Origin of the sequence: Thalassospira sp. UBA1131 (assembly GCF_002311515.1) — a bacterium.
Taxonomy (GTDB): domain Bacteria; phylum Pseudomonadota; class Alphaproteobacteria; order Rhodospirillales; family Thalassospiraceae; genus Thalassospira.
The window spans coordinates 15,481-24,779 of the sequence record NZ_DCAO01000111.1 but is presented as its reverse complement, the minus strand read 5'-3'; the positions used below and the strand labels follow the sequence as shown (position 1 = coordinate 24,779).

Below are 9,299 nucleotides of genomic sequence, written 5' to 3'. Positions count from 1 at the left end.
CTTCTTGAAGCAGCAAGGCTGGACGGGGCAGGGCCGATCAGGTTCTTCATCGACATTCTGGTTCCCCTGTCGGTGACCATGATTGCTGCGATCTTCATCATCATGTTTGTGGTTGGCTGGAACCAGTATCTTTGGCCGCTGCTGATGACCACCGATGATCAGCTCTACACCATCGTGATCGGGATCAAGCAGGTCTACAATTCGCTCTATGAGGGCGGACAGATACCTCAGTTCCCCAAGGCATTCGCACTGACAATCATGGCATCGGTTCCGCCCGTACTGGTGGTGGTCATCTTCCAGCGCATGTTCGTCAAGGGTCTGGTTGAGACGGAAAAATAACCCGGTCCTCCCTGATCTCTGAATTGAAAATAATTGATCCGAATACAGGATAACCAAGATGGCAACTGTTACGCTTAATCAGGCCCAGAAAACCTACCCGAACGGCTTCAAGGCCATTCACGGCATTGACCTTAAAATCGAGCACGGCGAGTTCACGGTTCTTGTCGGGCCGTCTGGCTGTGGCAAATCGACACTGCTGCGCATGATTGCAGGTCTGGAAGGGATTTCGGATGGCGAAATCATCATTGATGACAAAGTCGTCAACACAGTGGCACCCGCAGATCGCGATATCGCCATGGTGTTCCAGAACTACGCGCTTTATCCGCACATGAACAACTACGACAACATGGCCTATGGCCTAAAAAACCGTGGGTACAGCAAGGCGGAAATTGATGCCAAGGTCCGCGAAGCCGCCCGCATTCTTCAGCTGGAAGATCATCTTGAGCGTAAACCGCGCCAATTATCTGGCGGTCAGCGCCAGCGCGTTGCCATGGGTCGTGCGATTGTCCGCCAACCGAAGGTCTTCCTGTTTGACGAACCGCTTTCAAACCTTGATGCCAAATTGCGTGTCGATATGCGCCTTGAAATCAAGAACCTGCAACAGCGGCTTGGTATCACGTCGGTCTATGTCACCCACGATCAGGTCGAAGCCATGACCCTTGCCGATCGTCTGATCGTCATGAATGGCGGCGTTGCGGAGCAGATCGGAACCCCGATTGATATCTACGAGAAGCCTGCCAGCCAGTTTGTCGCAGGTTTCATCGGTTCGCCCGCGATGAATTTCCTCAAGGGCAAGGTTTCTGATGACAAGAAACACGTCACGGTGGGCGACGGTGTGATGCTTGATCTTGATCATGTCGTCGAGGCCGGTCGTGAAGTCACGGTCGGTATTCGCCCGGAACATCTGGAACTTCTCAAAGACGGGGAAGGGCGGATTAATGCCGGTGTGCGCATGGTGGAGTCTCTTGGCGCAGAAACGCTGGCTTATCTCGATTTCGGGGCCAATGCGGACAATGTCACGTTGCGTTTGCAGGGAACACACAAGTTCGATAAGGGTGAAAAATTAAGCCTTTCGGTTCCGGCGTCGAAAATCCATCTATTTGATATCGAAAGCGGTCAGCGCATCTGATTAAACCAGATCAGCGAACATCAAACGCCTCTGACAAATTCAGACTGTCAGAGGCGTTTTTGTTTTCGGATTGGGGCACTTTACCCTTGTCTCGCACAGGGTGAACGGGGTAGTTCCTATGCGCGAAAGTTAAGGGAGTTCGATGTGCAGACCGACCAGAAAAAGGCGCTTTACGAAGAAGCGCAAAAAGAGCTGATAAGCATCACCGAAGGCGAAACCAACGTTCCCGCCCTGATGGCGACCGTATCGTGCGTCTTATCGCAAAAGTTCGACTATTACTTCTGGACTGGCTTCTATAATGTTGATCCGGAAAAGGAAAACGAACTTGTCGTCGGGCCTTATCAGGGAACACTTGGCTGTCTTCGTATCCCGTTTGGTCGCGGTGTTTGTGGTGCAGCCGCATCAACCCGCGAAACGCAGGTGGTCGCGGACGTTCATGCTTTTCCTGGTCATATTGCATGCGACAGCCGGACCAATTCCGAGATTGTCGTGCCGGTGATCAATGCGGATGGACAGTTGATCGCCGTGCTTGACGTCGATAGTGTCGAGCACAATTCGTTCGATGAAACGGATCGCATTGCACTTGAAACTTTAATGCAGCGCATTTTTGCGCAATGATAACCCACAAGTCCCGACCAATCGGGACAGCGGACAACACAAACTTTGGAAGATAACCCATGGCTGGCAGTGTCAATAAAGTCATTCTCGTCGGGAACCTTGGCCGCGATCCTGAAATCCGGTTCACCCAGGCTGGCAAAAAGATCGCCAATTTCAGCATCGCAACCTCCGAACAATGGCGTGACCGTCAGTCCGGTGAGCGCCGCGAGCGCACCGAATGGCATCGCATCGTTGTTTTCAACGAAGGCCTTGCCGATGTCGTTGAGCGCTTTGTGAAAAAAGGCAGCAAGCTTTACATCGAAGGCCAGCTTCGTACCCGCAAATGGCAGGGGCAGGATGGCAAAGACAACTACACCACCGAAGTTGTTCTTGAAGGCTTCAACTCCAACCTGACCATGCTTGATAACCGCGGCGAAGGCGGCGGCATGGGTGGCGGTTCATCTTCTGGTGGTGGCTATGGCGGCGGCCAGGATAGTGGTGGCGGCTACGGTGGCGGTTCTGACGCTGGTTGGGGCAATGGTGGTTCTTCCGGTGGTGGATCCGCACCGGCTGGTGCCCCGGACCTCGATGACGAGATCCCGTTCTAAGCAATCGCTTAATGATATCGATCTAAAATCCCTCCGAAACGCTGGTTGTTTTGGGGGGATTTGTTTTTGTGAGATTGTTCGTGCAGCTATCCCGACGCGTCCATCACAAAATCACCTGAAGTTGGTCTACAAGACTATAAACAAGCGATAAAATCTGATTTAAGAACGAAAACTCAGCCAATCGCGAAACAAGGAAGACCTGTTGACCGGTCCAATATTTGGAACCCCGCGTGTGGGGCAAAGCTATAACGTACAGGACTGTGTCTATGCCGTGATCAAACGCGAAAACGGCGATGTTGCCGTTGCGCGCACCCCAAAGGGTATTGTTCTTCTTGGCGGCGGCGTTGAAAACGGTGAAAGCGAACAGGACGCGCTTTGTCGTGAGGCTTATGAAGAATCGGGTTATCGGGCGCGCATCATCTCTCGGCTCGGTTTTGCGTCACAGTATGTCAATAACCCGGCCAAGGACCGATACCGCCTGAAGCGCGCAACCTTTTTCCTGTGCGAATTAACTGAAAAGCTTGGTCCGCCGGTCGATCAAGATCACGAACTGGTCTGGATGCCATATAAAGAAGCCCATGCAAACTTACTTCGGCCATTTCATCAATGGGCACTGGAATTTGTGGGCTAGCCGCAGCATTTTTTGAATTTTTTGCCGGATCCACATGGGCAGGGATCATTTCGACCGGCTTTGGCTTTGACAGGTGACGCGTTGATTTGGCTCACGCCCGGAAATATCCCGTCAACATAGAACCACTTGCCGTCACGACGTTCGAAATTGGATCGCTCGTGCAGTTGGTGTTGTTTGCCGTTCTCTTCAAAATGGGCAACGAATTCCACGATTCCGGTTTGATCAAGAATACCGCCAGCAACGCATTCAATGATGTCCAATCCAGTCCAGCGCGTTGTGTCCTGCGCAATACTTTCTGCATCAAAGCCGGAACGATTTTCCTCTGCAAGCGTTGATAATAGGTAGTTCCCATTGCGCAGCACGAAGGCAGAGTAGCGTGATTGCATCAATTTTTCGGCCGTTTCGGCACTTGCCGTCCCGGAATGATACTTCCCACAGCAGACGCCGTAATGTTTCAGGCTGCCACAGGGGCATAAAGTGTCTGCTGGCAAGGCTGGCATGATGAACTCCGGTCAAATGGCATTTTGAAATCACCATACAGCAGGGGCCACTGGCACGCCACTTTGCCAAGCCCCGGAATTTCGCCTTGAACCTTCACACATGCACAAATTGCCTTTGTTTCGCCGTATATCGATCCTAGCGTGAAGGATCGGCATTTTACTTACCCGACTGTTTTTGTCGGTTATAATTGCTAGGATGCTGATATTGAGTGATTAATATAACTGAAACACTGGTCAGAAGTTCTTGACGAATTTGGTCGGGTTTAGATATATTAATAAATGCGGGTGGGGGCCCATAGGCACCGCCGGATCAACGTCCGGCCAATTGGCGGACATGTAAATTGTCGATTTGCTTCGAGTAAGGATGAGACACGATGAATGAACTTCTTATTTGCGTCTACTGTCCTCTTCCATAGGTGACCTTGGAATGAGTTACGACCGGACCACGCTTCTTTTCTGACAAAATCCGGTCGTCCACGTGAATTAATTCACAACCGATAGTGTTTGCGCGTCATCTAGCTTCTGACGGACTCCGTATTAAGAATAGATGCCGACGTGCAAACCTCTCAGGAGGACATAGAATGAGCGCCATTAAATTACCTGCTGTTTCCCAGGAAGAGGGTTTCTCGGGCTATCTCCGTGAAGTCTGGAAATTCCCGATGCTTACGGCGGACGAAGAATACATGCTGGCCCATCGTTATCAGGACCATGATGACACCGAGGCCGCCCACAAACTTGTTACCAGTCACTTGCGTCTTGTTGCCAAAATCGCGTTTGGTTATCGCGGTTACGGCCTGCCGATGGCGGACCTTGTCGCAGAGGGCAATACCGGCCTGATGCGTGCCGTGCAGAAGTTCGATCCGGAACGTGGTTTCCGCCTGTCGACCTATGCGATGTGGTGGATCCGTGCTGCGGTGACTGAATACATCCTGCAAAGCTGGTCGATGGTCAAACTCGGCACCATGGCAGCGCAGAAGAAACTGTTCTTCAGCCTGCGTAAAGCCAAGCGTCAGCTTAATATTTATGACAATGGCGAACTTTCGCCAGAGGAAGCTGATCAGGTTGCCGAAAAACTTGGTGTGACCGGCCGTGAGGCGCTTGAAATGAACCGCCGTCTTGCGGCGCGCGATTTCTCGCTCAACACGCCGATGCCGAAAGACGAGGGGATGGAATATCTTGATACCCTGTCGTCTGACGCACCGAGTCCGGAAGCACTGGTTGCCGATGCCGAAGAACGTGTTCTTCACAACGGCATGCTGAAAAATGCACTTGGCGAATTGCCTGAACGTGAACAGGAAATCATCAAGGCCCGTTTCCTCAGCGATGATCCGATCACGCTGGAAAAGCTTGGTGAACGTTTTGGCGTCAGCCGTGAGCGCGTCCGACAGCTTGAAGCACGCGCGTTCAAGAAAATTCAGGAAAGCGTCCTGACGCAGCATTCAGCAGCGTAACAAAGATTAAATAGACCAAATCAAAAGGCGGCATCCTAATGGGTGCCGCCTTTTTTCTCATTCCGTTGATCTTGCTGAGATTGTCAGTGGTTCATCCGGATGAGAGCACATCACGTGATTTCGCAATAACTTCAATGGTCTTGTTCCAAAGCGCGTATTTGGTCACTTCCTTGACGCTGACCCACTTGGCGTCAGCCGCATCACCGCCAAGTGTGATATCAGGATTAAGCGCCACCGCGACAAAATCAATCAGCGTGTAGTGATATTCGACCTTGTCGTCATCATTGGTGGAAATCATGTCCACGGCGTCGACCAGGATCGGGCTTGAGATTTTGACGCCGGTTTCTTCCAGAACTTCGCGGCAAACAGCATCGCGCACCGTTTCGCCCAGCTCCTGCGCACCGCCCGGAAGGCTCCATGTGCCGGCATGCGGTTCCTTGCCCCGCTGGATCAAAAGAACATGGTCCTTGTGCCAGACAACGGCACCAACACCGACAAGAGGACGCGGCAAAAAGGTTCGCTGATCAAGTTCAGTAATCGTCATCGTCTTCTTCCAAATCATCGTCCGGGTCAGGGACCTCATGTACGACCTTGCCGGTCATTTCTCGGGCCCGAATACCGGGTGTTCCAAGAAACTGTTCTTCTGACTCAGGATGGAGTGACATCACAAAATCTTTCGATGGCGCGTCACCGATAGCGAACTGCCGCGCGGTATCGTAGTCAGGGGCACGTACCTTGGCCGTCTTTATCCCGACCGAACCGTCATCATCGTAAATATATTCAACAATCCAGACCTGCAAAACGTCTCCACAACAATTCTGATCTGCAAATTACGGTTTGTTGGTTGCACCGCAAACTTGAATACTGCTATCACTTTAATAAGCGGGAATAACCCGGCTTTAAGTCCCAGCTTTGCCATATTCTCACGTACAATGACCAAAAGCCAAAGACTAATCTCAAGTTTCGGCTTTTGACATTTGGCTCTTCTGCACAGGTGCTCAATGAACGCCAAGCGCGACGATAACGATGATCCGGAAAACAAAGGTTCGGAGCACGTCCTCCCAAGCCCAGGTATGTTTGCCCGGATAAGAGCCTATTTCCTTACTGGTGTGCTGGTCAGCGCACCTCTTGCGATTACCTTCGGGCTTGCCTGGTGGTTTATTGAATTCGTCGACAGCAAGGTCATTCCGCTGATCCCGGCGCACTACAATCCGGAATCTTATCTTCCCGTCGGTTATCAGGAATACGGGATCCCCGGATTTGGCCTGTTGGTCATTATCGTTTTCATCACCGTGGTTGGCTGGTTCACGACCAACTTTGCCGGTCGGGCATTAATTAAGCTTTACGAGCGGATTCTTGGCCGTATTCCGGCGGTACGCAGCATTTATGGTGCCGTTAAACAGATCCTCGAAACGGTTCTGGCCAACCAGTCGAATGCTTTTCGTCAGGCGGTTCTTCTGGAATATCCGCGCCGCGGGATGTGGGCGATTGGCTTTATCACCGGCGAGACCACAGGTGAGGTGCAAAACCTGACAGAAGACAAGGTCATCAACATCTTCCTGCCGACCACGCCAAACCCGACATCGGGCTTTTTGCTGTTCGTTCCGCGCCGGGATGTTGTCATCCTTGATATGACGGTCGAAGAGGCCATTAAAATGGTAATGTCAGGCGGTATCGTAACCCCGCCGGATCGTCGCCCTGCAGAACAACGCAATCATCCGCAGGTCGCCGCCAAGACCTACGAGGATGTCGATACGTTGCGTGAAAAGGAAAATGTTCCGATTCTGGTATCACGTGACATTCCGGCCCGGATGGAAACATCCAAAACGTCCGAGCCGAAGTCAAAAGACGGTAAAACGCCCGAAGACGCTTGATCCCATTACCTCTAATGGTTTGAAATTTAAAAGGGCGCATCCAACTGGTGCGCCCTTCGTCTTTGTTATCCGGAACGGAAATATCGAACCGCTTCGTCGCGTTCAAACAGATACAACAACAAACGCAACGCATCGCCGCGCGCCTTCTGCAGATCGGGGTCGCGATCGACGATCAGGCGCGCATCATCGCGCGCAATCGCCAGCAAATCACCATGTAGCTCAAGATTGGCCAGCCGATATTCCTGAAGGCCGCTTTGACGGGTGCCAAGAACCTCGCCCGCACCGCGAAGTTTCAGGTCTTCTTCGGCAATGATGAAGCCGTCCTCGGTTTCGCGCATGATCTTGAGGCGCGCCTTGGACACCTGTCCAAGCGGGCTGCCATACAGCAACAAACAGGTCGATGCCGCATCCCCACGGCCAATCCGCCCGCGAAGCTGATGAAGCTGTGCGAGGCCAAAGCGTTCAGCATGTTCAATCACCATGATCGTTGCTTCGGGCACATTCACCCCGACCTCGATCACAGTGGTTGCAACAAGGATGGATGTATCGCCATGGGCGAACTTTTCCATCACCTCGTCCTTTTCCTTGCCCTTCATCTTGCCATGGACAAGGCCAACACGATCCTGACCAAACAGTTCTGCCAGCACCCGGTACCGTTCATCGGCGGCTTGCAGGTCAAGAACCTCGGAATCCTCGACCAATGGACAGACCCAATAAATCTTGGTGCCGCTGCGCATCGCACGCCCGATGCCGGAAATGACATCATCCACCTTGTCGATCGGCAGTACGCGCGTATCAACCGGCTTGCGCCCCGGTGGTTTTTCATCCAGCCGCGAAACTTCCATATCTCCAAACGCTGTCAGGGTCAGGGTCCGCGGTATCGGTGTTGCCGTCATCACCAGGACATCAACCGCCTGACCTTTGCCAGCCAGCATAAGGCGCTGGTGCACGCCAAAGCGATGCTGTTCATCGACAACCGCGAAGGCAAGATCGTGGAACATCACATCATCCTGAAACAGGGCGTGCGTTCCGACCGCAATCTGGACGTCCCCATTGGCAAAGCCTTCAAGCGCGTTTTTGCGCGACTTGCCTTTATCGCGGCCTGTCAGAATGGCGCATTTGATCCCGATTTTCTCCAGAAGCGGCGAAATGGTCTCGAAATGCTGGCGGGCAAGGATCTCAGTCGGCGCCATAAGGGCGGCCTGACGTCCGCATTCAACGGCATTTAACATCGCCATCAATGCGACCACGGTCTTGCCCGAGCCAACGTCGCCCTGCAACAGGCGGAGCATGCGGCCTTCGCTAGCCATATCGTCATAGATATCGCCAAGTGCGCGTTGCTGCGCACCGGTCATGGCAAAGGGTAGGTGGTCACCAAGTGCTGCACGCAGGCGACCATCCCCCTTGGTCACACGCCCGCCAAGCTTGCGCATCTTTGCCCGGATCAATGTCAGGGCCAGTTGATTGGCCAGCAACTCGTCATAGGCAAGCCGCTTGCGGGCTGGATGATCGGGTGACAGGTCAGTTTCATCCTGTGGATTGTGGATGGTGTAGAGTGCGGTTTTCAAATCGGGCCATTTATGGCGCGCAACCAGTGCCGGGTCATGCCATTCTGGCAAATCGGGAAGCGTTTCAAGCGCACCGCGCACAGCCTTGGTCAGCGTCTTGCCCGTAACACCGGCCGACATCGGATAGATCGGCTCGACCGTCTGGATTTCAGAACGTTCTGCCTCTGTGCCAATCCGGTCGGGGTGGGTGATCTGATATTCCCCGCGATAATGGTCAATCTTGCCCGAAACAATCCGCTTCTCACCAACCGGCAAAACGTCATTGAGGTACTTGGCCCGCGCATTGAAAAACGCCAAAACAAGCGTACCGCTTTGCGTTTTGCAGATCACGCGATAGGGTCGACGACGATTGGGGGCGGGCTCATGGCGTTCGACCCAGACATCCACGGTGACGACCGACCCGTCGATGGTGTCGGAAAGATCCGGCGAAAACCGGCGATCAATAATGCCCGATGGCAAATGCCAAAGCAGATCGGCGACATGTTCCCCGCCAATCAGGCGCGCTACCAACGGCTTTAAGCGCGGACCGATACCGGCCAGCGTGTCGATTTCAGCAAAAAGCGGGAACAGAATTTCCGGGCGCATGTCGGTTTTCGTTGAAA

General features: G+C 53.0%; 11 protein-coding genes. 7 read left to right on the top strand and 4 right to left on the bottom strand.

What is annotated here, in order from left to right:
* The 5 genes from B3Z49_RS18920 to B3Z49_RS18900 form a co-directional block, all read left to right on the top strand.
* A partial coding sequence (locus B3Z49_RS18920) for an ABC transporter permease subunit (protein ID WP_296993647.1) occupies positions 1-339 on the top strand: 339 nt, incomplete at its 5' end.
* Positions 340-397: 58 nt separating this feature from the next.
* Positions 398-1,468 carry a sn-glycerol-3-phosphate import ATP-binding protein UgpC gene (locus B3Z49_RS18915; RefSeq protein ID WP_296993646.1) on the top strand — a complete coding sequence of 357 codons (1,071 nt, stop codon included), beginning with the start codon at positions 398-400 and terminating at the stop codon, positions 1,466-1,468.
* A gap of 144 nt (positions 1,469-1,612) precedes the next feature.
* Positions 1,613-2,086, top strand: coding sequence for a GAF domain-containing protein (locus B3Z49_RS18910; protein WP_008891014.1), 474 nt, complete (start codon positions 1,613-1,615; stop codon positions 2,084-2,086).
* A 59-nt stretch (positions 2,087-2,145) separates the two neighbouring features.
* Positions 2,146-2,673: a single-stranded DNA-binding protein gene (gene ssb / locus B3Z49_RS18905; protein ID WP_008891015.1), complete on the top strand. Its 528-nt coding sequence runs from the start codon at positions 2,146-2,148 to the stop codon at positions 2,671-2,673.
* Between the two features lie 202 nt (positions 2,674-2,875).
* Positions 2,876-3,304 carry an NUDIX hydrolase gene (locus B3Z49_RS18900; RefSeq protein WP_296993640.1) on the top strand — a complete coding sequence of 143 codons (429 nt, stop codon included), beginning with the start codon at positions 2,876-2,878 and terminating at the stop codon, positions 3,302-3,304.
* Here the strand turns inward: B3Z49_RS18900 and B3Z49_RS18895 are convergent.
* Complete coding sequence (locus B3Z49_RS18895) at positions 3,301-3,804, bottom strand: YchJ family protein (protein WP_296993638.1); 504 nt, start codon at positions 3,802-3,804, stop codon at positions 3,301-3,303. The two genes, B3Z49_RS18900 and B3Z49_RS18895, sit on opposite strands and share 4 nt — an antisense overlap.
* A 581-nt stretch (positions 3,805-4,385) precedes the next feature.
* Here B3Z49_RS18895 and rpoH point away from each other — a divergent pair.
* The gene (rpoH, locus tag B3Z49_RS18890; RefSeq protein WP_008891018.1) at positions 4,386-5,255 is read left to right on the top strand and encodes an RNA polymerase sigma factor RpoH; all 870 of its coding nucleotides are present in this window, start codon (positions 4,386-4,388) and stop codon (positions 5,253-5,255) included.
* A gap of 91 nt (positions 5,256-5,346) precedes the next feature.
* On the opposite strand, the gene B3Z49_RS18885 is transcribed toward rpoH, so the two are convergent.
* Entirely contained in the window at positions 5,347-5,799 is a 453-nt protein-coding gene (locus tag B3Z49_RS18885; RefSeq protein WP_063089598.1) for an NUDIX hydrolase, read from the bottom strand.
* A complete protein-coding gene (locus tag B3Z49_RS18880; protein WP_008891020.1) occupies positions 5,786-6,055 on the bottom strand; it encodes a hypothetical protein in 270 nt (89 codons plus the stop codon). Before B3Z49_RS18880 ends, B3Z49_RS18885 begins: the two co-directional genes overlap by 14 nt.
* A gap of 201 nt (positions 6,056-6,256) precedes the next feature.
* Between B3Z49_RS18880 and B3Z49_RS18875 the strand changes: the two genes are divergently transcribed.
* Positions 6,257-7,129: a DUF502 domain-containing protein gene (locus tag B3Z49_RS18875; RefSeq protein ID WP_008891021.1), complete on the top strand. Its 873-nt coding sequence runs from the start codon at positions 6,257-6,259 to the stop codon at positions 7,127-7,129.
* 65 nt (positions 7,130-7,194) lie between these two features.
* Here the strand turns inward: B3Z49_RS18875 and recG are convergent, their stop codons facing one another.
* The gene (gene recG, locus B3Z49_RS18870) at positions 7,195-9,282 is read right to left on the bottom strand and encodes an ATP-dependent DNA helicase RecG (RefSeq protein WP_296993698.1); all 2,088 of its coding nucleotides are present in this window, start codon (positions 9,280-9,282) and stop codon (positions 7,195-7,197) included.
* Between the last annotated feature and the right edge of the window lie 17 nt (positions 9,283-9,299).

Bases quoted from the DNA above. Each gene is read 5' to 3' on its own strand.
- ssb (WP_008891015.1), top strand. From the start codon at position 2,146: ATGGCTGGCAGTGTCAATAAAGTCATTCTCGTCGGGAACCTTGGCCGC.
- recG (WP_296993698.1), bottom strand. From the start codon at position 9,282: ATGCGCCCGGAAATTCTGTTCCCGCTTTTTGCTGAAATCGACACGCTG.
- B3Z49_RS18875 (WP_008891021.1), top strand. From the start codon at position 6,257: ATGAACGCCAAGCGCGACGATAACGATGATCCGGAAAACAAAGGTTCG.
- rpoH (WP_008891018.1), top strand. From the start codon at position 4,386: ATGAGCGCCATTAAATTACCTGCTGTTTCCCAGGAAGAGGGTTTCTCG.
- B3Z49_RS18885 (WP_063089598.1), bottom strand. From the start codon at position 5,799: ATGACGATTACTGAACTTGATCAGCGAACCTTTTTGCCGCGTCCTCTT.
- B3Z49_RS18915 (WP_296993646.1), top strand. From the start codon at position 398: ATGGCAACTGTTACGCTTAATCAGGCCCAGAAAACCTACCCGAACGGC.
- B3Z49_RS18895 (WP_296993638.1), bottom strand. From the start codon at position 3,804: ATGCCAGCCTTGCCAGCAGACACTTTATGCCCCTGTGGCAGCCTGAAA.